The following is a 24,019-nucleotide window of genomic DNA, read 5'->3' on the forward strand; positions in this document are numbered from 1 at the left end:
AGTCTTTTTTTTATCTTTATACAAGTACCGATTAAAAGTACCGATTAAAACGGTACGCATTACTTTATAAATTGTAAGAGGTATTGCCCAAAAAAAGAATTTTATAGTTGCAAATATCGGATTTTTGTGTCATAATATTTACATGAAAACTGATATAGAAATAGCTAGAGACGCGAAGCTAAACAAAATCGCTGAAATTGCAGACGGTTTAGGGATTCATGACGATAATGTCATTCCCTATGGAAAGTATATAGCCAAGGTTCCCTATAGCGTTATAGATGATGCAAAGGTAAAAAAGAATAATTTAATCCTTGTTACCGCCATCACGCCTACAAAGGCCGGAATAGGAAAAACGACCGTTTCTATCGGCCTTGCCTTGGGCTTAAACAAGATCGGAAAGAAGGCTGTTGCAGCCTTGAGGGAGCCCTCTTTGGGTCCTTGTTTCGGTATGAAGGGAGGTGCAGCAGGAGGCGGCTATGCTCAAGTTTTGCCTATGGAAGACATTAACCTCCACTTTACGGGAGACTTCCATGCTATTACTTCGGCTCATAACATGATAAGCGCCCTTTTTGATAACTACATTTTCAGAGCTCAAGGAACTCCGAAGGCTATAAAAACCGTACTTTGGAAAAGAGTTTTGGATGTTAACGACAGAAACTTACGCCAAGTTGTTACCGGCTTAGGAGAGGGTAACGGCGTAGTAATGGAATCGGGCTTTGATATTACGCCTGCTTCCGAAATTATGGCTATTTTCTGCCTTGCAAAAGACATTGAAGATTTACGCCGAAGAATCGAAAATATCATATTGGGTTATGATACCGAAAACAATGCCGTAAAGGTAAAAGATTTAGGTATTGCAGGTTCAATAGTAGTTCTTTTAAAGAATGCCATCAACCCCAACCTTGTACAAACAACGGAAAATACTCCTGCCTTTATCCACGGCGGCCCCTTTGCAAACATTGCTCACGGCTGTAACTCCGTAATAGCGACGAAAACAGCCCTTACCTATGGAGAATATGTAATTACCGAAGCAGGCTTCGCCGCAGACCTCGGTGCCGAAAAATTCTTCGATATTAAATGCCGAAAAGCAGGTTTAAACCCGAAATTGACCGTAATTGCGGCTACTACAGGCGGGTTAAAAATGCACGGAGATGTTCCCGAAAAGGAAATATCAAAACCCAATGCAGAAGCCCTCAAAAAAGGCTTGGCCAACCTTGACAAGCACATTGAAAACATGAAAAAATTCGGACAGACTGTAGTTGTAGCCCTTAACAGATACGGCTATGATATTGACTCCGAATTGGATCTGGTTAGAAAGCACTGTGAAGCACAAGGTGTAGGCTTTGCCGTAAACAATGCCTTTGTTGAAGGCGGAAAAGGAGCCGTTGAACTTGCCGAGCTCGTTGTAAAGACCATCGAAACAAATCCGTCAAAACCATTAAAATTTGTTTACGAAGATAAGGACTCAATAAAAACAAAGATAGGAAAAATCTGCAAAGAAATCTATGGGGCTGCTGATGTTACATATTCGGGAGCTGCCGACAAGATGATCAAAAAGATTGAAGAAGCCGGAATGGCAGACTTCCCTGTTTGTGTCGCTAAAACACAGTATTCGTTCTCATCGGATCCTAAACTTTACGGAGTTCCTACAGGTTTTGAAATGAATGTCAGGGATATAGTTTTAAACTCGGGTTCCGAAATGATTGTAGCCATTATGGGCGACATGATGAGAATGCCGGGCCTTCCGAAAGACCCGCAGGCTGTCAGAATTGACCTTGTAAACGGAAATGTTGAAGGCTTGTCATAAAATTTGTTAAAAATATGCGATACTATTTGATTTTTATAAAATAATGTCGTATAATATAAGACAGCTATAAATATTACTTAAGGAGTAAAAAATGAAAAACATTTTGAAAATTTTGGCAATTATGGCCCTTTTTTCTTTTGTACTTACGAGCTGTGGAACCCCCCCCGCTCCTCCTCCCGAAGAAAAACCTGCACCCGTTGTTGTAGAAGAGCCTACACCGGCGCCGGAACCTGTAAAGGAACCCGAACCCGAACCCGAGCCAAAACCGGTTGTTGAAGAGCCGAGAGATGTACCCGTAAAGGAATATGTAGTTGTAGAAGGTGACACTCTGTCCGAAATTGCTTTGAAATTTTATGGAACAAGAGAAAAAGCATACTACTTCCCCATAATTATGACGCTCAACCCCGGTAAGATCCAGCATCCGGACAAACTTACACCTAAGACCAAACTTTTAATCCCCGATTTTGAACTTTTCATGAAACACTCAGCTTCAAAAATGCTTGCAAGACCTGAGTTTGAAAAATGTATCAAAATTTATGAGGATGAAGGAAAATCCGGAGTAGCAGAATCTTTAAGACGACGGCTTAAAGAGTTTTAATTTTTGATAAAAACTTCCTCCCTAGGGAGGAAGTTTTTTTTATCCGTGCGGAGGCTTTAATACCCCGACGCTCTGCGTCGGGGTTGTTGATTCCCGCAAAGCAATTTAAAAACAATCAGGAGAATCCAATTTATGAATGTCAGATATGCTGTCGAGCTTTCAAAAGAACTTTTACAAATACACAGTCCCGGCGGCTATACAAAGAATGCCATAGACCGAATAAAAAAAGAATTCGATTCATTAGGCATAAAATATACCGAAACAAATAAGGGTGCTATTTATGGAACCATTGAGGGAAAAAACACGGCTAAACACAGAGTTGTTTCAGCCCACGCAGATACCCTCGGCGCCATGGTGCGTCAAATAAAACCTAACGGCTGCTTAAAACTCGCTGCCATTGGAGGTATAGCCTTTAACAGCATCGAAGGAGAAAACCTCTATATCATCACAAGAACGGGAAAGGTTATCACAGGCACGGGACTTCCCGAAAAAGCCTCTGTTCATATTTTTGAAGCTATCGAAAAAGAAGAAAGAAACTTGGAAACCTTTGAAGTGCGCCTTGATGCCGAAACTCACTCAAAGGAAGAAACCTTGGCTCTCGGTATAAACATAGGAGACTTTGTCGCCTTTGAGCCACGCACAATCGAAACCGAGGATGGCTACATAAAATCCCGCCATCTGGATGATAAGGCTTGTATCGGTATGCTTTTTGCTGCTTGCAAGGCCCTTAAAGAAAAAGGAGAAAAACCGGCTTATACTACCCACTTTTTTATAAGCAATTATGAAGAAATAGGACACGGCTTTTACGGTATTCCTAAAGAATGTTTTGAAGTTTTAGCTCTGGATATCGGAACAGTCGGAGGTGAGCAAAATTCGGATGAACATGCAGTAACAATCATTGCTAAGGATTCACGCACACCCTACGATTTCGGCTTTAGACATAGGCTTGAAAACCTTGCTATTCAAAATAAAATCAACTACAGAACCGATGTTATGTTTAGATACGGCTCGGATGCAAGTATGTATGTAATGCAGGGTTTCGATATCAACTTTGCCTGTATGGGGCCGGGAGTAAGTGCCACCCACCACTATGAGCGAACCCATATCGACTCCTACAAAGAGACTATAAACCTCTTATACGCTTATTTAATGAGCGAATAGGCGTTTGGGGTTGAATTTAGCTTAATATTATCAAAGTGATAATTTTTAATGGCGGTAAAGCGATAATGTAAGACTTTAGCTTTGCCGCTTTTTTAAAATTTCAGGCTTTATCTTGCCTTCATAGCCTTGATCGCTCGGCTCATAAAAATGAGTGCCCTCAAGCCCATCCGGAAGGTATTGCTGCTTTACCCAGTGCCCCTCAAAGGCGTGGGGATAAAGATAGCCTTCACCATGGCCTAAAGCTTCTCCGTCACGATTTGAATCTTTTAAGTGGTTAGGAACTTCTTTATTTTCCTTTTGAACACAATCAAGGGCTTTGAAAAAAGCTTCTGCACTGTTTGATTTAGGGCAGGTTGCCAAATAGAGGGCAGCATGGGCTAGATGATACCTGCCTTCAGGCATACCGACCCTGTCAAAGGCTTCGGCCGCACCTGCAACCACGCTGATTGCCCCGGGGGATGCAAGCCCTATATCTTCACATGCAGAAATTAACATTCGCCTAAAGATAAAGCGAGGGTCTTCTCCTGCCGCTATCATTCTGGCAAGCCAGTACACGGCGGCATCAGGATCGCTCCCTCTGATAGACTTTATAAAGGCGCTTATAACATCATAATGATAGTCCCCATCCCTATCATACAAGACAACCTTTTTTTGGATACTTTCTTCGGCTGCCCTTAGACTAATCTTGATTTTAAAATTTTCTTCAGGAGGCCAGTGCTCCGCGCTCGTTTCAACGGCAAGTTCAAGGGCATTTAAAAGACTTCTCGCATCGCCGGATGCCGTATCGATAAGATGCTCCAAGGCACCGGCCTCAAATTCTATTTTCCAGTTACCGTAACCCCTTTCTTTATTTGTCAGAGCAAATTGTGCAACTTTTTTTAGGTCATTATCGGTTAAAGGTTTTAATTCAAAAACGCGGCTGCGGCTCACAAGAGCCTTGTTCACCTCAAAATAAGGGTTTTCCGTCGTAGCACCGATTAAAATTATCGTCCCATTTTCTACCCATGGCAGAAGGGCATCCTGTTGGGATTTATTCCAGCGGTGAACTTCGTCAACAAAAAGAATAGTCTTACGGTTATAAAGCTTTTTATTTTCCTCGGCATTGGTCACAGCCTCCCTTATCTGCTGCACACCTGCTAAAACGGCATTTAAACTTAAAAAATTGCTTTTCGTGGTATTTGCGATAACCCTGGCAAGGGTGGTTTTTCCCGTGCCGGGAGGGCCGAAAAAAATAAGAGAAGAAAGTCTATCAGCTTGGATTGCACGCCTTAAAAGGCAGCCCTTTCCGATTATATGTTCTTGGCCTATATATTCGTCCAAGCTGATAGGCCTCATGCGGGAGGCAAGAGGTTCATTTTGTTTAGAACTTGAAGCCGCAGCCTCAAAAAGATCCTTACTCACGGTTCCATTCGCGTTTTTTATCGCTATAAAAGCCCCATAGACCGGTGTTTCTTGTAATTGTGCCTGAATAAATGCCCATAAATACGGCATATTTACCGCTCCCCGCATTTCCTCTTTCAACACCCAACACAGGATATGTATAATAACTTCCAAGGGTTGTTTGGTATTGGGAATAAGATCCGGGAGGGGTTGTAGAACCTTCAGCACCGGGGTTAAGCTGTTTTGCCTTTGAAAGATCTGTAGTATGCACATTATCCAGCTGTACCTCGGTATATCCCTTGGCACAGCCTAGCAATATAGTTTTTCTCGCTTCAAAATATGAAATATTGTCAGGGTTTCCGGATATTGATATTTTATTGTCCCAATTTCCGCCGGCAAAATAATAAACTGTTGATCCGGCCAATACAAAAATTTTATCGTCAGCTCCGGCAGGACAAATAGCCTTTGCTCCTGAAGGAAGTCCGGTTTTCTCAGTACCTGCGTTATCATATAACTTTATTGAACCGCCTACATCTGCTAAAAAATATTTACCTGCTGCAGAAATAAGATCTTTGACTTTTACAGGCTGTGAAGATGAATCTACAATATTTATGGAGGTAATTGAAGCATTAGTTATCTTGTATATTTTTTCTTGACTGTTATCATATCCAAAAACAATACTATTTCCTGCAATAATGCGTATATTTTCGGAATTAGGTACATCAGCCCATGTTTTAGTTGATTCATCATAAAATTTTACGGGTCCCGTAGCAAAGCTTGCAAAGACATTAGCGGCATTCTTTGCAAGATACTGAGTACCTTCAGCGGTTAAGATTTTTTGCCAAGAACCGTCGGAATTTTTTGATTTTGAATAAACGCCCGCCCGATTTGAGGCATAAACCATTGTATCGGTTGCTACCAAACTTAAAACATTCCCTCCAACCGAAAACTCTTTTAAGTCGATCTCTTGTTCAATGGCTGCAAATATGGGTCTATCATTACAAGACGTAAAACCGATAAAAATAAGCGGTATTAAAATAAAAATATATCTTATAAATTTCATACTGAATTCTCCCATAATTAAAGATGATATCTGGCTGAAAGGCTGATGCCTAAAATATTGGCAGTGCGATTAGTTTCTTTATTTTTATGCCATTCAGGAACCACATTCCAAGATACATCTCCTCCGAAAGACCATTCGGGTGAATACTGATAGTAAGTTCCTGCATCAAATCTAAAAATCATGCCGAAGTATTGGGCTCCGTTTCCGCTGTAAGTCTGAACAGCAGCCCCTATGCCTCCTCCAAGAGGAATACGCCATTTACCGACAGCAAAGGTGTAGCCCATATCAAAGGTTATAGGTACGGCAAAGTAAAGGTTTTTTGCCAACGTAGGATAAAACTGAAAACTTATACTTCCGCCCAAAGAAAATCCGTCTAAGATATAGTAGCCGAAAGCTGCATTTATGGTGCCTCCCGGCCAAATATTCGGCTTAATAGCAAATTTTTCGGCTGAAGTATTAAAAAGAGGAACTCCTAAGGATAAGCCTACTTTTATGAATTTATCGCCTTGTCTGACCGGCCGAAAGACTGCAGTTCCGTCTATTTTACTATTGGAAGGAGTTTCAGCCTCTTCTTGTGCAAAAATCGGAATCAAAAAAACGCTGATAATCAAAAAACAAGAAATAAATCTCTTCACTTTTTATTCACCTCTAACTTAAAAAACAGTATATCTTATTTTTTACAAGAATGTCTATATGTAAGTCTTGCACAAAATCATATTATGTTATAACATAGTAAATATAAGATAACATAACAATCTTATCTTGTTTAAACTAACACAAGTCTAGAACAAACCGGAATAAGAATAGTTACTTATACAAATAAATGGAGGAAAAAATGAGTGCAAAAATTATTGACGGTGCCCAAATAGCGGCAGACTTAAGGGCCGATATTGTAAAAGACGTTGAAAAAATAAAGGCAAAGGGAGTTCAACCCACCTTAGCCGTTATTTTGGTAGGAAATGACCCTGCATCCCAATCCTATGTAAAGGGAAAGACAAATGCTCTCCACGAGGTAGGAATGAATGACAGGACATTCAGGCTTCCGGAAACTACTACACAGGATGAATTACTAAAACTTATCAAAGAGCTGAATGCCGATAAACTTATAAACGGTATTTTAGTGCAGTTACCTTTACCCAAACAGATTGATCCCGATGCTGTAATCGAAGCTATCAATCCCGAAAAAGATGTTGACGGATTCCATCCTGTAAATATAGGAAAGCTCCTTTTGGGACACGACACCTTTATTCCCTGTACACCCCATGGTGTAATTCATCTTTTAAAGAGAACCGGAGTTGAAACAAAAGGTGCAAAGGTTGTAATTGTAGGCCGTTCCAATATCGTCGGGAAGCCCCTTTCCGTTTTGATGATGAATAAGGATGTAAACGCAACGGTAACCGTTTGTCACAGCGGTACAAAGAATTTGGCGGAAGTTACAAAAGAGGCCGATATACTGGTTGCCGCCATGGGAAAACCCCAGTTTATCAAAGGCGATATGATTAAAAAGGGAGCTGTCGTCATAGATGTAGGTGTAAACCGGATTGATGACAGTACCAAAAAAAGCGGCTTTAGGCTTGTAGGCGATGTTGACTTTGAGCCTGCCTGTGAAATTGCTTCTGCAATAACGCCTGTTCCGAAAGGGGTAGGCCCAATGACCATAGCTATGCTCGTTGCAAATACCCTCATCGCAGCAAAGCGTCAAAACGGTTTGGAATAATTTTAATACGGTTAAAATAAGGCAATTATAATAACCGTATTATAAAGAGAAGCCCCGAATTGAGATGCTCAACTCGGGGCTTTTTTTAAACTGATGGGGCCGGTATAGGCGGCACATCCGTACCGTTTTTCTTTTTTCTCATAATTACAAATATAAAGGCGCCCAGACAAATAAGAGCAGCAGCAATTCCTATGGGATAAGAAATCATCTTATCAAGCTTAAATCCTTCAGGAGCCATTAAAATATATGTAACCGAAACAGCTGTCATAAAAGTTGCCGGAACCAGGGCAATGATAAAATTCTTCTTATTTAAGAATAGATACATTGCTCCTACCCATAATGCAATCATTGCCAAAGTTTGATTTGACCATGCAAAATATCTCCAAATAATATTAAAGTTTATTTGGGATAGAAGACCTCCTATAGCTAAAAGAGGAATAGCCAATAAAAGTCTTTTATTAATCGGTTTTTGATCTATCTTGAACCAGTCGGCAAGAGTTAAACGGGCACTCCTAAATGCCGTATCTCCGGATGTTATAGGACATGCAATAACGCCCAATACTGCCAAGAAACCTCCAATACCTCCCAATAACTTAAAGGAAATATCGTAAACAACACCTGCAGGGCCGCCCAAGGTTTTAAGAGCTTCTTGCAGCCCGCCCGTTCCATAATAAAACGTCATACCGGCAGCTGCCCAAACAAGGGCTATAATTCCTTCACCTACCATTGCGCCGTAAAAGACCTTGTGTCCGTCAGCTTCGGATTTAATACAACGAGCCATTAAAGGGGACTGTGTTGCATGGAATCCTGAAATAGCGCCGCAAGCAATGGTAATAAACAGCAATGGCCAACGCGGTAAATTGGAAGGATGAACATTTGCCAATGAAAATTCGGGGATGGTCATTGTTCCGCGGAAAGCATTAAAAAGAATACCGGCGCCGATACCCAAGGCCATGATTATAAGGACAATACCGAAAACGGGATAAATTTTTCCGATAATCTTGTCTACCGGTAAAATTGTCGCAAGGAAATAATAAGCAAGAACAATAATCAGCCAAAAAGTCGAGCCGAATTTTTCCGGTGTGAGTTTTGCTAAAAGATCAGCAGGCCCTTTCATAAAAACCGTACCGACAAATATAAGTAAAACGACAGCAAAAACTCTCATGATAAATTTCATAATCGGGCCCAAATATACGCCTGAAAGTTCTGAAATACTGGCACCGTCATGTCTTTCGGAAATCATTCCCGAAAGGTAATCATGCACTCCTCCTGCAAAAATCGTTCCAAGCCCGATCCAAAAGAAAGCAGAAGCTCCCCAAAGAGCCCCCGAAATTGCTCCAAAAATCGGTCCCAATCCCGCTATATTCAATAATTGAATCAAGAATACGCGGCCTGTCGACAAAGGAACATAGTCTACCCCGTCCTGCTTAGATATTGCCGGCGTCGGCGCAGAAGAAATACCAAATACTTTTTGGACATATTTTCCATAAACAAAATGTCCTACAATAAGTATTGCCAAACAAATAAAGAATGTAATCATACCAGCCTCCCTTGTGATAACACATTAATATTTTACCATACATTAAAAAAAAAATACACCAAAAAAATAATTTTTTTATAAAAAAAGCCGATTATGTCTAATCGGCTTTTTAAATTTTATAAAGATTTGTGACAGAACCAGAAATCGTAACCGTCATATTCCTTTAAGCGCTTTTTAGCTTCCTCTTCTGTGGGAGGCGGCGGAACGATGGCTCTGTCCTTGATAAGCCCATTATTAGGCCAGTCGGCAGGTAAAGCAACCTTATTCTTATCGGAGGTTTGAAGAGCTTTAACGGCTCTAACAATTTCTTCCATATTTCGGCCGATTTCCTGAGGATAGTAAAGAACAAGTCTTACCTTTCCGTTGGGGTCAACAATAAATACGGCGCGAACGGTGTTTGTGCCTTTTCCGGGGTGTAAGAGCCCGATTTGGTTTGCAATGCTGTCATTTGCAGCAATTACAGGGAAGGTAATCTCTACACCTAGTTTTTCCTTAATCCATTCAATCCATTTTAAATGGCTCTGTATTTGGTCTACAGAAAGACCGATTAGTTTTACACCGAGTTTTTCAAACTCAGGCATGAGCTTTTGAAAAGCTACAAATTCCGTAGTACATACGGGGGTAAAATCTGCAGGGTGGCTAAAAAGCACAAACCAGCTGCCTTTAAGATCACAGGGAAGTTTCATAGGCCCGTGTGTTGTCGAAACCGCTAACTGAGGGAAATCGTCTCCCAGAAGGGGCATATTCATTGTCATTTGTTCCATAATTTTCTCCTTAAAAAATTATTTTAAAGCAAACTTTTTTAAATAACTTTTAGTGATTTTTAAAGATTTTTTAATATCTTTCGTTTATATACAAGCAAATTTCATGCTAAAGATAGTAAAATTAAAATAGGACGCATTTTTAATAAAAATACGGGGATTTGTATTAAAATATTTAGAATTTCGATAAAAATAGAGTATTTTATATAAAATTTTCACTGATATATCGGTATTTATTCACTGATATATCGGTGCACCGACATATCAGTGATATTGTTTTTCTTTTAAGTATAGGAAAAGAGCTGCGTTCATAATAGCATGAGTGTAGGGCTGATTACCCATGTTTTGAATAACTTTTTTAACGGGGATTTCAAGAATATTTAAAAATTCATCTTCATCAAGATTCTGTTTAACTTCTCCCTTGTCCAGCTCCGCCAAAAAAATGGTACAAGAGTTTTCCATTATTGCGGGATTGGGGGATAGTGTCGATAAGCATTTTATATTTTTAGGAGTTCGGCCGGTTTCTTCTAAAAGCTCCCTTAAAGCAGCATCTTCCGGTTTTTCTCCTTTATCGACAACACCTCCGGGGAATTCGATGCAGACGCTTTCCGAACCGTGCCTCCATTGTTGGACCATCACAAAAACATCTTCGCCTGAAGAATCTTTATAAAAGGGAACAACAATGACCCAGCTAGGCGCTTTTAGAGAAATAAATGTCTTTTTTTCTCCTTCAGGAGAAATACTGTCTTTCTCACAGACACTAAAAACCCTTGTTTTTAAGATCTCTCTGGAAGCAGCAGGCTTCCATGCAATCCCGTTATTCTTTTCCATAAAAATTGCAATTCTCCATTTGACATATCAGGAATTTCGGGTTATTCTATTATAAAGCGAATTTAATTGCAATAGGAGGTTTTTATGGCAATTATAACTATTTCACGCAAAATCGCTTCCTTTGGTGACGAAACAGCGATTGAACTGGCCAAACTTTTAAATTACAACTTTATTGACCGTAAGTCATTGGAAAAAGATTTGCTTGCAAAAGGAATTTCGGACGTACAGTTAAAAAAATATGATGAACGCAAGCCCGGATTTTGGGCATCCCTTTCAAGGGAAAGAGACTCTTATTTTGACTATCTTCGAGAATCCGTATATGAACACGCTTCTTCAGGTAACAGCATTTTTATAGGCAGAGGAGGCTTTGCAATCTTAAGAAATGTGCCCGGTCTTTATTCGGTACGCTTAGTCGCAGCTGATGATGTAAGAATTTCAAGGTTGATGAAGGAATTCAATTATTCCGAAAAAGAAGCGCTGGCACTGATGGAGGAAAGCGATAACAATAGAGACGGATTCCATAAGAATTTTTTTAACACGGCTAATGAAGACTCTTCCGAATATAATCTGGTTATAAATACGGGACATATAAGTCCTCTTCAAGCCGCCGAGATAATCAAATATGGGCTTGAAAAAACCATAAGCAAAGAAGATGCTGCTTTAGGCGATAAAAGATTAAAAGAGCTTTTATTGGCTCAAAAAATCGTCAATCATATTTCTTTTGATTTGAAACTTCAAATATATTTCCTTGAAGCCGATATTTCGGAACATGAAATTATTTTACACGGTGTAGCCGACAATGCAGGTCTTATACAAAAAGCCATAGATGTTGCTCAAGAAATGGCAGGAGGCCGCAAGGTTTCTTCAGCGATAAGCATGGTGAACGAGTATAAGCCTTTTCCATAACAGCTAAAAGTATGTTGCAAGGCTTATGAGAAAATCGGCCGGAATTAAGCTTCGGCCGATTTTTTTTCTTTTACTAAAATCTAAGGTAAACCTCTAAAATTTTTTAAGCTATTCTACCGTGTACCCGGCTTCTTCAATAGCTTTTTTTAGGTCTGCAACTGAAACGCTTTCAGGATGGGTGATAGTTGCGGTTTTTGCACCTAGGTCTATTTCGGCTGAAACACCCGAAATCTTTGCCAAAGCTTCCTTAACATGGGAAACACAATGTTGGCACTGCATGCCGTTTACCTTTAATACAGTATTCATAAGTTCTTTCTCCTTAATTTTATTTTTATCCGCTGCGCAAGATTCTGTGTTTACAGTACAGCTTGACTCAGAACCTGCATCACGGCTTATTTTGCATTTTCTTTTGGGCTTAAAATAATTTAAACGCAAGGCATTGCTTACAACCGAAACGGAGCTTAAGCTCATAGCTGCCGCAGCAATCATCGGGCTTAAAACAATTCTGAAGAGGGGGTAAAAAGCTCCTGCCGCCAAGGGTATACAAAGAGAATTATAAAAGAGAGCCCAAAAAAGATTTTCTTTTATATTCCGCATAACTGCACGGCTTAACTGAATAGAATCTACAGCAGTTTGTAAATTATCATTCATCAAAATAATGTCTGCGCTTTCGATAGCTATATCCGTTCCGTTTCCTATGGCTATGCCTACATCGGCTGTCATAAGGGCAGGGGCATCGTTTATTCCGTCGCCTATCATAGCCGTTTTAAGACCGGCTTGGTGCAATTTTTCGATTTCGGTTTTTTTGTTTTGAGGCAAGAGTTCGGCCGCAAAATCATCTACTCCTGTTTGAGCCTTTATAGCATTTGCCGTTTTTTTGTTGTCGCCCGTAAGCATTATGGTCTTTATGCCCATCGCTTTAAATTCTGCTATTGATTCAATACTGCCTTCTTTAATTTTGTCGGCGACAGCTATAATTCCTATGAGTTTTGCACCCATATCGGTTTCTGAAGCACTTCCGCCTGTACCGCCGCTTACGCCAATCAAAAGAGGTGTCGCTCCCTTTTCCGCAAGGGCATCAATTTCGGCCTTGGCATGGGAAATTTCGATATTGTTTTTTTGGAAGAGCTTTTCATTTCCTGCAAAGATTTTTAGGCCGGAAGCTTCTTCAATACCCGAAATCCCGAAACCGTGTTCAGCCTTAAAGTCCTTAATTTTCAAAGCCTCTAAGTTTTTTTCCTTTGCTCGTTTTATAACGGCATTTGCGAGGGGGTGCTCGGAAAGGCCTTCAAGACTATAGGCAAAGCGCAAGACTTCGTCCTCGCTAAAGTTTTCGGTTTTTTTAATATCGATTACGTCGGGGTGGCCTTGGGTTATTGTACCGGTCTTATCCAAGACTATGGTGTTTGTTTTATGAGCCGTTTCAAGGGCTTCTGCAGAGCGGATTAAGATACCCAGCCGAGCTCCTTTGCCTGTTCCGGCCATAATTGCTGTAGGCGTTGCAAGACCTAGGGCACAAGGACAGGAAATTACAAGCACCGAAATTGCTCTGGAAAGAGCGAATTCAAAGCCTTCGCCTGAAATCAGCCAGACAAAAAGCGTAATCACCGCAATGGCTATGACCGCAGGCACGAAGTAGTTGCTTATCTTATCGGCAAGCTTAGAAACGGGAGCCTTCGAGGCCGAGGCTTCTTCTACAAGGGCAATTATCTGGGAAAGGGTTGTATCATCGCCAACTCTTTCAGCCTTAAAGGTAAAGGTTCCCGATAAATTTATGGAGGCACTTACAACCTTGTCCCCAGCGGCCTTTTCGACAGGGAGGCTTTCACCCGTAATTGCCGCCTCATCTACCGAAGAATTTCCTTCGACTATAATGCCGTCAACGGGAATGGAAAAACCGGGCTTGATTAAAATCAAATCACCCTTTACAATTTCTTCAACCGGAATTTCCTCTTCATTACCGTTCCTGATAACAAGGGCGGTTTTGGGTCTAAGATTCATCAGCTTTGTAATTGCCTGAGAAGTTTTTCCCTTTGCATTAGCTTCAAGGAATTTCCCCAAGGTTACGAGGGTTAAAATCATCGCTGCCGATTCAAAATAAAGATCCCCGGCAAAAAGCCTTACCGTTTCCATATCTCCATGCCCCATTCCGTAGGCCATCTTATAAATAGCAAAGATGCCGTAAATAAGGGCTGCACCGGAACCGACTGCAACGAGGGAGTCCATATTGGGCGCCTTGTTTAAAAAAGCCTTAAAGCCTCCCGTAAAGAATTTTTTATTTACAATCAGCACGGGAAGAGCAAGCAGAAATTGAGTAAAACTAAAAACAAGTGCATTTTCTATTCCATGCAAAAAATGAGGAATAGGAAGAGAGGCCATGTGTCCCATCGATACATAAAAAAGAGGAATCATAAAGACCAAAGACAAAATTAGCCTTTTTTTTATCTTATCTCTTTCAAGTTTGGCCGCCTCATTTTGAAATGAGCGGGTACCGGAGCTCTTACCGTCAGCCGAATTTTTATTTGAAGAAGAGTTTTTTAAACCTTCGGCAAGCGAGGCTCCGTATCCTGCTTTTTCGACAGCCTCTATAATCTTATCCGCGCTAAGGAAAGCCTCATCGTAATTGACGCTCATGCTGTTGGTTAAAAGATTTACCTGTACCTCGGCGGCTCCTTCAAGTTTTTCGACAGCCCTTTGAACATGGGAAGAACAAGCCGAACAAGTCATTCCCGTAATATTGAACTTTATTTTTTTACTCATGTTACTAATATACAACTTTTAAACGGAAAAGTCTAGGATTTTTTAAGGGGCCGTAATAAAAAACCCCGAAAGGAAGCGGAGCATTCCGGACGTGGCTATTGCTTAGAATATGTTAAGTTTTTTAAATACGGAACCAGAGTTAGGTATCGGTTTCTTCATTACTTATAGTTTTTCAATTTCTTCTTTGGTAAGGCCGGATATTGTGCAAATATCATTAATCGGATAATTCATCTTTTTCATCAACTTTGCCGTTTCAAGTTTAGCTTGTTAAGAGCCATTAGCAAAGCCTTGTTGTATGCCTTGCTCTATCCCTTTTATTTCTCCCTGCAATATTCCTTCTTCAATGCCTTTTCGATAACCTTCGCTTATACATGAAGCCCTGTCATGTTCATATTTCATACGGGAATCATAAAGCCATTTATCTCTAGGACTCATTTCCATTACAGAAATAGCGGTATTTGCTTTTTTCATTATCTCTGAATTTTCTGCTAACACTTCTCTCACCTCCGGATTATCAGTTTCGATAAATTTAAGCCAGTTTAATAAGCGTTTTGTTTTATTATTTTTATATTGACCTTCCTTTAAGAGCCTTGCTTTTTCAAGGTTCAATATATGAATCTCAAGTTTTGAAACTAAAGGCTCTTTTGTATCTTGTTCAAGAACAAGATACTTGTTGTGTAAACGCTTATTTTTATTAAAGCCTTTTCCTATCAAATTTATTGTAATACACTTTGGCAGTTTTGTATAGTCTTGACCTTGTTTTATGTTTTCGTTGTACATTTTAGACCAATAATACAAAGTTCTTTCAGGAAAATCAAAATGCCAGTTGTTCTGAATTTCAATGTCGACAAAGGTTCCGTCTTTTAGTCTTAACTTAATATCTAAAATACCGAGCTTTTCACTTAAAAGTTCCTTATGAAACTCCTTATCCAGAAGTTCCAAACCTGCGATATTCTCAGGCGGAATATCCAGTATACATTCCAACAAATCCTGAAGAACGTCCTTGTTTTCTTCTACTCCGAATATACGCTTAAAAGCGTAGTCGTTGCGTAAAGTTATTTTAAACAATTTTTGCATTTTTTTACCTCTCATAAAAATTATTTAAAAGGAAGAAAAATTTCCCCCTTTCATAATTATTATAGAAATTGTTTGTAATAGATAGTAAAATTTAAAAAATAATTTATCGATTATGTATACCGTAAATACGTCATAACTATGAGACGTTCACATGATGAAGATGCTTTTGCTTGATACACAATTGTAAGTCCTCCCATCTTTTGGTATACTTCTCGCTATGGCAAGACAGACTTACGGGACAACACCTTGGGGTGCATGGTTTTTGGAGATGCTAAAGGCCTATGACGATTCAGGTCGATTGTCCAGAGGAAAAACTTATGCAAACACAGGGAAGGTAAATTCTCTTGTGGTAAACGGGCAAACGGCGGGAGCAAAGGTTAAGGGAAACTATTCTCCTTGGTACCATGTGTATTTTAAATTCCCGCCCCTTTCAAAAACAAATGAAACCGCAATCCGCTCCATCTTAGAAAAACATCCGATTGAACTTGCGGGCCTTAGAGCGGGAATTATGAGTCCGGCCCTCATCGAAGCCTTAAAGAAAAAAAAGGTAAGGCTAATTCCTGCCCGCTGGAATTTAATCGAAAGGGACTGCACCTGCCCCGATTCGGGAGACCCCTGCAAGCACATGGCGGCCGTTCTTTTTTTACTTGCCAAAGAAATAGACCATGACCCTCGCCTCTTGTTTAAGCTTGCGGGCTTTGACATCGATTCTATAAATGTACCGGAAACCGAAGTCTTCGAAAAAGGCGGAACACAAAAACTTGGCCTCCTCCAAGAGCATCCTGTTCCGTTGAGTCTCCGCAAAAATGAAACTTTAAATGAAGCAGCAGACTTATCTTCAAGCTCATCAGTCAATGAGGCCGCTCATAATTCTTGTGAATTGCAGAGCCCTTTAAAATTTTCTCTTGGAGAATCCTATCTTCCGCTGATAACAAATATTCTTCCTCCTGAACCTAATTTTTCATCAAGCGATTTTATAATAAAGCTGACGGAATTTTATCATAAGGCGGTTTTAAATTACGGGCTCAACTTTTACAGTCAAGAAAAGCAAAATGAAAAACAAGAAGAAAAATCGGTAAACCCTTTTTTGTTTGCGAGGGTAAAAATAAATATCGACAATATCCGAAAACAAAAAAGAGTATTCCCCCTTGAACCTAAAAGCCCCTTAACGGTAAACATAAAATTAAACGAAACCCGCGAAATAAATCAAACCCTTCTGCAAGCTCAAAATTTTTATAAAACAAGAAACAGCTTAAACGAGATGAGCCCCTCGGTCAAAATTCTTTTTTCTCTCTTTGCCCTTGCAGGAAAACTGATTCAAAGCTCTGCATTTATACCCGCCGTATTTACCGAAAACAAAAAGCTTTTTATTTTTTGGAAAAGCCTTTCGGCTTCTTCCGAAATAAAGGCCGACATCCTTAAATTTGCAGCTTCCCTCACAAAGGACTTTTTTCTTCCGGTTGAAAAATGGGGAAGGCTCTATTGTGCAGAACTTTTGCTTACAGCTCTTTTAACCGAATATGCGGCATCTTTAAAATTCTTTCCTAACAAGTCCTATACTAAGGACAAAGAAATAGACAAGCTCTTTTTTTCAAATGAAGAAATAGATATAAGCGTTCCCGGCAAGCGGAATTTGGATACGGTAATTTATTCTTGGCTTTCGGTTTTAAATTACAGTAATTGCGGATATGAATACCGTTTAACTTTGGATGCCTTAAAAGACGACGAATTCTTTTTGCTTTCCGCCCTTGTCCGTAAGGCTAAAGAAAAGCAAATAGAGGCAGGAGATGACTCTTTCGCTCTTGAAGCAGAGGCACCCTTTACCGAATTAAATATCGCAGCAAAGAGGAGTAAAAACCCCGACGATATTTTGCGTTTTCCTGCAACCCTTTCAGCTTACTTACCGGCTCTTTCGATTCTTGCAATTAAAAAAAATGTGATGCTTTCGCGGGAAGAAACGGGGCTCTTTTTACAAAAGTCGGCAAAGCTTTTACAACGTTTCGGCATCGATATAGTTTTACCTAAAAGCCTAAAAAATGTTTTGACTCCCAAACCTGTTATAAGCGTAAAATCCGTAAAGGGAGCCGGAAATGTAGTTTCGTTTTTAAACCTTGATGATGTTCTTTCTTATGACCGAGCCCTAATGTTGGGAGATACATTAATAGATATAGAAGAATTTAAAAAGCTCTTTTTAAATAAATCGGGCTTGGTAAAATTTAACGATCAGTTTCTTTTACTTGATCCCGAAGAAGTTGCCAAGATGTTAAAGGTCCTTGAAAAACCGGTAGATACAAAAGAGGTCTTACAAGCGGTTCTTTCGGGAAACGCAGTCTGTTCCAAACCCGCCTCAGAAATTATCAAGGGTATTTTCAGGCAAGAAGATGTTCCCGTTCCTCAAAATCTAAATGCGGAATTAAGGCCTTATCAAGAACAGGGTTACCGCTGGCTTTATGCAAACATTAAAAGCGGCTTCGGCTGTCTTTTGGCCGACGACATGGGCTTGGGAAAAACCGTACAGATTATAAGTTTAATGCTTAGCTTTAAAAATTCAAAAGAAGCAGAATCTCCTTTTTTGGTTATAGCCCCTGCAAGCCTTCTTTCAAACTGGGAACATGAAATAGCAAAATTCGCACCTTCTCTTAAAACCGCCGTTTATCATGGGGCAGAGCGTAAGTTCAATATCGAAGCCGATGTAATAATAAGCACATATCAAACTATGCAAAAAGATATAGAAAAATTAAAAGACAAAAAAGTTTTTTGCATTATTTTAGATGAAGCTCAGGCTATAAAAAATTCGGGAACAAAAAAGGCTCATGCCGTAAAGGCAATTCAGGCGAGGGGCAGAATCGCTCTTACAGGGACACCGGTTGAAAACAACCTTGAAGACATGCGTTCCATATTCGACTTTTTTCTTCCCGGTTATTTAGGTACGGCCGACGAGTTTAGAAAAAAATGGCGTATTCCGATTGAGCTTCATAATTCGGAAACCGAAGCGGATGATCTAAAAAAAATTACTTCACCCTTTTTGCTCCGCCGTCTAAAGACCGATCCCAAGGTTATCTCTGATTTGCCGGATAAGATAATTACAAATCAATATTGCAATTTGACACCTGAGCAGTTGGCAATTTATGAAAACCTTGTAGAAACGGAATTGCACAAGGTGATGGGAGCCGAAACTAAGATTGAAAGGCAGGCCTATGTTCTAAAACTTTTAACGGCCTTAAAACAGGTATGCAATCATCCGAGAGCCTATGATAAGGAAACTCCCGTCGAAATGAAATACTCAGGCAAGGCCGCTGTCCTCATCGAGCTTTTGAACGAAATAATTTCTTCAGGAGAAAAGGCAATTATTTTCAGCCAATATGTAGGCACCCTCGACATTTTAAAAAACATCATTCAAAAAGAATTGGGAACTGAACCTCTTTTACTTCACGGTCAAATGCCCGCCTCAAAAAGAAAAAAGGCTGTAGAGGTTTTTCAAACAGATCCTGCTTACCGCATCTTTTTAATTTCGCTTAAGGCGGGAGGTACCGGCCTTAACTTGACGGCAGCTAACAGGGTAATTCACTTTGACCTTTGGTACAATCCGGCAGTTGAAGATCAGGCCACAGACAGGGCTTTTAGAATAGGACAGACAAAGAACGTCTTCGTACACCGCCTTATCTGCTCCGGTACCTTTGAAGAAAAAATTGATGAGATGATTCAAAAAAAGCGGGAAATAAGCGGCTTGAGCATTTCTGCAGGTGAAACATGGATTTCAAAATTGAGCAATGAAGAGTTAGCCGGTCTTTTTAAGAGTTAATCCAAACATAAATCAAAACATTGATAAGCCCCTTTTTTTATGATATAATCTAAACTTAGGGGGCTTAATATGTATTTTTTTATAAATGATTACAGCGAAGGTTGTCATCCAAAAATTCTTAAAGCATTGACGGAAACAAATGAAGAACAAACCGTCGGTTACGGCTGTGACGAATATTGTGCAGAAGCTGCAGACCTTATCTTAAAAGAACTGGATGCACCTCAAAGTAAGGTTTATTTCTTTTCGGGCGGAACACAAACCAACTTAACTCTTATAGCCTCCGTACTAAGACCACATCAGGGAGTTATCGCTGCCGATACAGGGCATATAAACGTACATGAGTCGGGAGCCATCGAAGCTTGCGGACACAAGGTTTTAACTGTCGAATCGGCAAACGGAAAAATAACGGCGGAGCAGGCTGAAGCTCTTATAAAGGCACATTACGAGGATCCCACAGCCGAGCATATGGTTCAGCCCGGAATGATTTATATTTCAAATCCTACGGAACTCGGCACCATTTATTCAAAAAAAGAATTACAAGATTTAAAGCTGACTGCTCAAAAATATTCCGTTCCCCTCTATGTTGACGGCGCCCGCCTAGGGACTGCCCTCACCGCTGACAATAACGACTTAAGCCTTGCAGACATGGCAAGATATACGGACGCCTTTTATATAGGCGGAACAAAAATGGGGGCTCTTTTCGGTGAAGCTCTTATAATAAACAACCAGGATCTTCAAAAAGACTTTAGGTATATACAAAAACAAAAAGGCGGTCTTTTTGCAAAGGGCAGACTTTTAGGCCTTCAGTTTAAAACTCTTTTTACGGATAAGCTTTACTTCGAAATAGGAAGAACAATGAATGAAACGGCAAAGATGATCCGTAAAGGTTTTTCCGATAGGGGCTTTTCTTTTTTTATGGAAAGCGAAACAAACCAGAGCTTCCCGATAATCGAAAACAGCCTTTTAGCTAAAGTAGAAAAAGAATTTAAATGCGAATTTTGGGCAAAAATTTCAGAAAACCAAACAGCTGTGCGTTTTTGCACCTCTTGGGCAACAACCAAAGAGGCGATAAAAAAACTTTTTGAATACGTGGATGAGATAAAAAGCAACGGGATCAAAAGATAATAAGGTATTCGGTTATTTTAAATTTTTCCTTTCTTATACATTATCCTCGTGTAGATGATTGTAATTGCGGCTCCTACAGGAATGAGCATACTTATGGCCTTTCCAAGTTGGGGCATTGCAATAAAAAGAATCAGCATAAAGACAAAGGGAACTGCGGCAATCTTAGGATTTTTTGCAACAAAGACTACCAGAAGGCCGCCGAAAAGGGCGGGTAAGATATTTTTAAAAGCCGGTGCCATGATGGGTGATTCCAATATTGGTTTTAACTGAGTCAATAAGAGCATTCCCAAAACCAAGATAAGGGTTGTAGTAATGGAAGAAACTGCGACGGATATTGTGGTAACCACATCACCTTCTTCGGTATTGGCTTCAACCTTTGCCGTCTCCAAAGCTAAGACTCCGCAGGGCACTTTTAGGTTTGTCAAGTTTCCTGTGATAAAGCCTACATAGGTTCCGCCCGCACCGAGCATGGGTGCGAAGGTAAAGGCTTCAATAATTCCTACCGGCCAAAAAACAACGGCAACACCGAAAAGCCCCCGTAAAAGGAGCCAAAAATTAGGCCAGGTATTATAGTAAATACAGGTAAAAAGAGGATAAGAAAGAAACATTATAATAGCTATTATCATCCATGTTCTTCCCCACCTATGTATGCTTTTTTCATATGAACCGAATTCTATTTGTGTATCTTGCATAATATCCTCCTATAAGAAGTTCTATAAAACCTTAAACGGTTTAAGCTATCAACATGGTAATCGGAATGGAAAAAGCCATCCCGCCCAAAAGACTTATCGGCATAGCATAGCTTTCAAGCCACTTAGCCCTTGTCTTTTTTACGATTAAACCGCAGACAAGCATTAAAAAGGCCGAAAAGAACATCACAAAGACCGGAATCCAACCTTTAAGCCCCAGCCGAATTTCCGAAAATATCATTCCTAAAAAGGCGGAAATCATTCCCATAAAAAGGGCATCGATGAGGAGCTTACTCCATTTTTCATCCTTGGACTTCATCTTAATAAGATTTTTTTGCATCTTGGGCAGAAAAAGAGCAATCACGACAATCCCCGAAATTATTCCGAGGGCCATAACCCAAGAAATAGTCGTATAGGCTGTTGCATTTGCAATCGGCTGATCCAAGGGAATGTCTAAAACAGAAGCAGCCGTACTTGCCGCAGTAAGTTCGTAGGTTAAGGCTCCCAGTACCGAAAGACGGAGCCAAGGCAGGGGAAGTCCTAAAAATTTGGAAAGGCTTATCATGCCTAAAATGATTGAAATGGCAGGGGCAACCGTAAAAATCGCTGCTCCCGAGATAATTTGCTTTATCTTTTTTTGGGGCATATTGAGCTCTTTTGCCCGCCTCAAAGCCTTTATCAAAAAGAAGACGGATTGAATTAAAACAAAGAGTATCACAATACCTGCAAACCAAAAGAGCACAGAACTATTAACATCAAACATACATACTCCTAATATCACACATCCAGATTTGCATAGACGGCGTTTTCTTCGATAAACTTTCGGCGGGGTTCGACTTCTTCTCCCATCAGCGTACTGAAAATTCTGTCGGCTTCGACGGCGTCCGGAAGGGTAACCCTCATCATTTTCCGCCTTGCAGGATCCATAGTTGTTTCCCAAAGCTGGGTTCCGTCCATTTCGCCCAAGCCCTTGTACCGCTGAACGGCTGCGTTGTTTCCGCGTCCTATTTGGTCCAAAACGGAATCTCTTTCATCATCATTGTAAACATACCATTCTTTTTTATTGTGTGAAATTTTGTAAAGAGGCGGCATCGCAAGGTAAACGTGTCCCTTTTCGATAACCTGAGGCATGTACCTAAAAAAGAATGTTAAAAGAAGGGTGCGGATATGGGAGCCGTCAACGTCGGCATCGGCCATTATTATAACCTTGTGATAGCGTAACTTTTCTATATTAAAATCCTTGCCTATGCCGGTTCCGAGGGTCGCGATAATAGGCTGAAGCTTTTCATTATTTACAACCTTGTCTAGGCGGGTTTTTTCGACGTTAAGCATTTTTCCCCAGAGGGGCAGAATAGCCTGCGTCTTGCTGTCCCTTCCTTTTTTTGCAGAGCCGCCTGCAGAGTCTCCCTCAACTATGTAAACTTCACAAGACTCAGGGGCTTTTAAAGAACAGTCTGCAAGTTTTCCGGGAAGGCCGAAACTGTCCAAACCGCTTTTTCTTCTGGTAGCTTCCTTTGCTCTTCTGGCAGCAATTCGGGCGGCGGCCTCAGCAACGCATTTTTCTAAAACCTTTTCGACCTCATTAGGATTTTGCTCAAAAAATAAGGTAAGCTTTTCGTTTACAAATGAGTCAACGATACCCCGAACATCGCTGTTGCCCAGCTTTGTTTTTGTTTGTCCTTCAAACTGAGGTTCGGGAATCTTGACTGAAACGATGGCGGTAAGGCCTGCACGGACATCTTCACCCGTAAGCTTTTCTTCCTTATCCATCTTTTTTACAAGTTTAGGATATTTCTTTAAAAATTCGTTCATTACACGGGTAAGGGCTGTCTTAAAACCTTCAAGGTGAGAGCCCCCTTCGCGGGTGTTTATATCGTTTACGAAGGAAAGGAGATTTTCGTTATAGCCGTCATTGTATTGAATGGCAACCTCGCAGAGAATATCGTTTTTTTCGCCTTCAATAAAAACGGGACTTTTCGGAAAAACTTGTTTTGATTCGTTCAAATAAGAAACAAACTGCGATATTCCGCCCTCAAAGGCGAAGGTAACCTCTTTTGGGGTAGAAAGACGCTCATCCCTCATCGTAATGGAAATTCGGCTGTTTAAGAAGGCCAACTCCCTTAAACGGGTTGCAAGCACTTCAAAATTGTATACGGTGGTTTCGGTAAAGATAGAAGGATCCACTGCCCATCTTATAACGGTACCGCTTTTTTCGGTTTCGCCTATTTTTTTTACGGGCTCAAGAATGGAGCCTTTTTCAAACTTTGCATAGTGCTCAAAGCCGTCCTTGTAGACCTTGGCCTCCATCCAAACGGAAAGAGCGTTTACAACCGAAACGCCTACGCCGTGCAAACCGCCTGAAACCTTGTAAGAACCCTTATCGAACTTACCGCCGGCATGAAGGCGGGTTAAAACCAGCTCCAAGGCACTTATTTTTTCGGTAGGGTGAATATCTACAGGAATACCTCGGCCATTGTCCTCTACACGGACAATATCGTTCGGCTCAAGAACTACCAAAATTTTATCGCAAAAACCGGCCATAGCCTCGTCTATACAGTTATCTACAACCTCATAAACTAGATGGTGAAGACCGTCCGGCCCCGTTGAACCTATATACATACCCGGTCTTTTTCTGACCGCTTCCAAACCCTTTAAAACCGTAATATTATTTGCCGAATAATTTGACTTTGTCATTTTTTTTCCTTAAAAGCTTATAAATTCCCATAAAATTTGACAATAAATGCCTTTTTTCATTCTATCATTATTGCAAAAAAAAGTAAAGAAGTAGTATAATGACCCCCT

General features: G+C 40.4%; 16 protein-coding genes and 2 pseudogenes. 7 read left to right on the forward strand and 11 right to left on the reverse strand.

The features are described 5' to 3' along the window. The first annotated feature begins 103 nt into the window (after nt 1–103). The 3 genes from HGJ18_RS12680 (at nt 104) to HGJ18_RS12690 (ending at nt 3,566) form a co-directional block, all read left to right on the forward strand. On the forward strand, nt 104–1,807 hold the full coding sequence (locus HGJ18_RS12680; protein WP_253698341.1) for a formate--tetrahydrofolate ligase: 1,704 nt from the start codon (nt 104–106) through the stop codon (nt 1,805–1,807). A gap of 91 nt (nt 1,808–1,898) precedes the next feature. Next, nucleotides 1,899–2,405 (forward strand): LysM peptidoglycan-binding domain-containing protein, encoded by a 507-nt coding sequence (locus HGJ18_RS12685; protein ID WP_253696969.1) that lies wholly within the window; start codon nt 1,899–1,901, stop codon nt 2,403–2,405. Nucleotides 2,406–2,537: 132 nt separating this feature from the next. Further along, the gene (locus HGJ18_RS12690) at nt 2,538–3,566 is read left to right on the forward strand and encodes a M42 family metallopeptidase (RefSeq protein WP_253696970.1); all 1,029 of its coding nucleotides are present in this window, start codon (nt 2,538–2,540) and stop codon (nt 3,564–3,566) included. A gap of 78 nt (nt 3,567–3,644) precedes the next feature. On the opposite strand, the pseudogene HGJ18_RS12695 reads toward HGJ18_RS12690, so the two are convergent. The 3 genes and pseudogenes from HGJ18_RS12695 to HGJ18_RS12705 all read right to left on the reverse strand — a co-directional run. Further along, nucleotides 3,645–4,967 (reverse strand): annotated as a pseudogene (locus HGJ18_RS12695) (AAA family ATPase); the annotation flags it as partial. Beyond that, on the reverse strand, nt 4,960–6,009 hold the full coding sequence (locus HGJ18_RS12700) for a hypothetical protein (RefSeq protein WP_253696971.1): 1,050 nt from the start codon (nt 6,007–6,009) through the stop codon (nt 4,960–4,962). The gene HGJ18_RS12700 and the pseudogene HGJ18_RS12695, both read right to left, overlap by 8 nt. Nucleotides 6,010–6,026: 17 nt before the next feature. Continuing rightward, on the reverse strand, nt 6,027–6,644 hold the full coding sequence (locus HGJ18_RS12705) for a TP0733 family outer membrane beta-barrel protein (RefSeq protein WP_253696972.1): 618 nt from the start codon (nt 6,642–6,644) through the stop codon (nt 6,027–6,029). Between the two features lie 200 nt (nt 6,645–6,844). On the opposite strand from HGJ18_RS12705, the gene folD reads away from it, so the two are divergent. After that, nucleotides 6,845–7,726, forward strand: coding sequence for a bifunctional methylenetetrahydrofolate dehydrogenase/methenyltetrahydrofolate cyclohydrolase FolD (folD, locus tag HGJ18_RS12710; protein WP_253696973.1), 882 nt, complete (start codon nt 6,845–6,847; stop codon nt 7,724–7,726). An 85-nt stretch (nt 7,727–7,811) separates the two neighbouring features. Here the strand turns inward: folD and HGJ18_RS12715 are convergent, their stop codons facing one another. From HGJ18_RS12715 to HGJ18_RS12725, 3 genes are all read right to left on the reverse strand, one after another. Continuing rightward, complete coding sequence (locus HGJ18_RS12715) at nt 7,812–9,266, reverse strand: carbon starvation CstA family protein (protein ID WP_253696974.1); 1,455 nt, start codon at nt 9,264–9,266, stop codon at nt 7,812–7,814. Between the two features lie 116 nt (nt 9,267–9,382). After that, complete coding sequence (locus HGJ18_RS12720) at nt 9,383–10,030, reverse strand: peroxiredoxin (protein WP_253696975.1); 648 nt, start codon at nt 10,028–10,030, stop codon at nt 9,383–9,385. Nucleotides 10,031–10,291: 261 nt separating this feature from the next. Beyond that, entirely contained in the window at nt 10,292–10,858 is a 567-nt protein-coding gene (locus HGJ18_RS12725; RefSeq protein ID WP_253696977.1) for an NUDIX hydrolase, read from the reverse strand. Nucleotides 10,859–10,942: 84 nt separating this feature from the next. Between HGJ18_RS12725 and HGJ18_RS12730 the strand changes: the two genes are divergently transcribed. Further along, nucleotides 10,943–11,764: a cytidylate kinase family protein gene (locus HGJ18_RS12730; RefSeq protein WP_253696985.1), complete on the forward strand. Its 822-nt coding sequence runs from the start codon at nt 10,943–10,945 to the stop codon at nt 11,762–11,764. A 108-nt stretch (nt 11,765–11,872) separates the two neighbouring features. Here the strand turns inward: HGJ18_RS12730 and HGJ18_RS12735 are convergent, their stop codons facing one another. Further along, nucleotides 11,873–14,524 (reverse strand): heavy metal translocating P-type ATPase, encoded by a 2,652-nt coding sequence (locus HGJ18_RS12735; protein ID WP_253696987.1) that lies wholly within the window; start codon nt 14,522–14,524, stop codon nt 11,873–11,875. 162 nt (nt 14,525–14,686) lie between these two features. Further along, a pseudogene (locus tag HGJ18_RS12740) lies at nt 14,687–15,601 on the reverse strand (Rpn family recombination-promoting nuclease/putative transposase). A 217-nt stretch (nt 15,602–15,818) separates the two neighbouring features. On the opposite strand from HGJ18_RS12740, the gene HGJ18_RS12745 reads away from it, so the two are divergent. Next, a complete protein-coding gene (locus HGJ18_RS12745) occupies nt 15,819–19,403 on the forward strand; it encodes a DEAD/DEAH box helicase (RefSeq protein ID WP_253696989.1) in 3,585 nt (1,194 codons plus the stop codon). Between the two features lie 69 nt (nt 19,404–19,472). Further along, a complete protein-coding gene (locus HGJ18_RS12750) occupies nt 19,473–20,528 on the forward strand; it encodes a threonine aldolase family protein (RefSeq protein WP_253696995.1) in 1,056 nt (351 codons plus the stop codon). A gap of 17 nt (nt 20,529–20,545) precedes the next feature. Here HGJ18_RS12750 and HGJ18_RS12755 read toward each other — a convergent pair whose 3' ends face one another. From HGJ18_RS12755 to gyrB, 3 genes are read right to left on the reverse strand one after another with little or no spacing between them, the layout of a single operon-like run. Further along, nucleotides 20,546–21,220 carry a hypothetical protein gene (locus tag HGJ18_RS12755; protein ID WP_253696996.1) on the reverse strand — a complete coding sequence of 225 codons (675 nt, stop codon included), beginning with the start codon at nt 21,218–21,220 and terminating at the stop codon, nt 20,546–20,548. A 40-nt stretch (nt 21,221–21,260) separates the two neighbouring features. Then, on the reverse strand, nt 21,261–21,980 hold the full coding sequence (locus HGJ18_RS12760) for a DUF5058 family protein (protein WP_002687826.1): 720 nt from the start codon (nt 21,978–21,980) through the stop codon (nt 21,261–21,263). Nucleotides 21,981–21,994: 14 nt separating this feature from the next. After that, nucleotides 21,995–23,911, reverse strand: coding sequence for a DNA topoisomerase (ATP-hydrolyzing) subunit B (gyrB, locus tag HGJ18_RS12765; RefSeq protein WP_253696997.1), 1,917 nt, complete (start codon nt 23,909–23,911; stop codon nt 21,995–21,997). Nucleotides 23,912–24,019: the final 108 nt, after the last annotated feature.

Source organism: Treponema denticola (assembly GCF_024181405.1).
Lineage (GTDB): Bacteria > Spirochaetota > Spirochaetia > Treponematales > Treponemataceae > Treponema_B > Treponema_B denticola_D.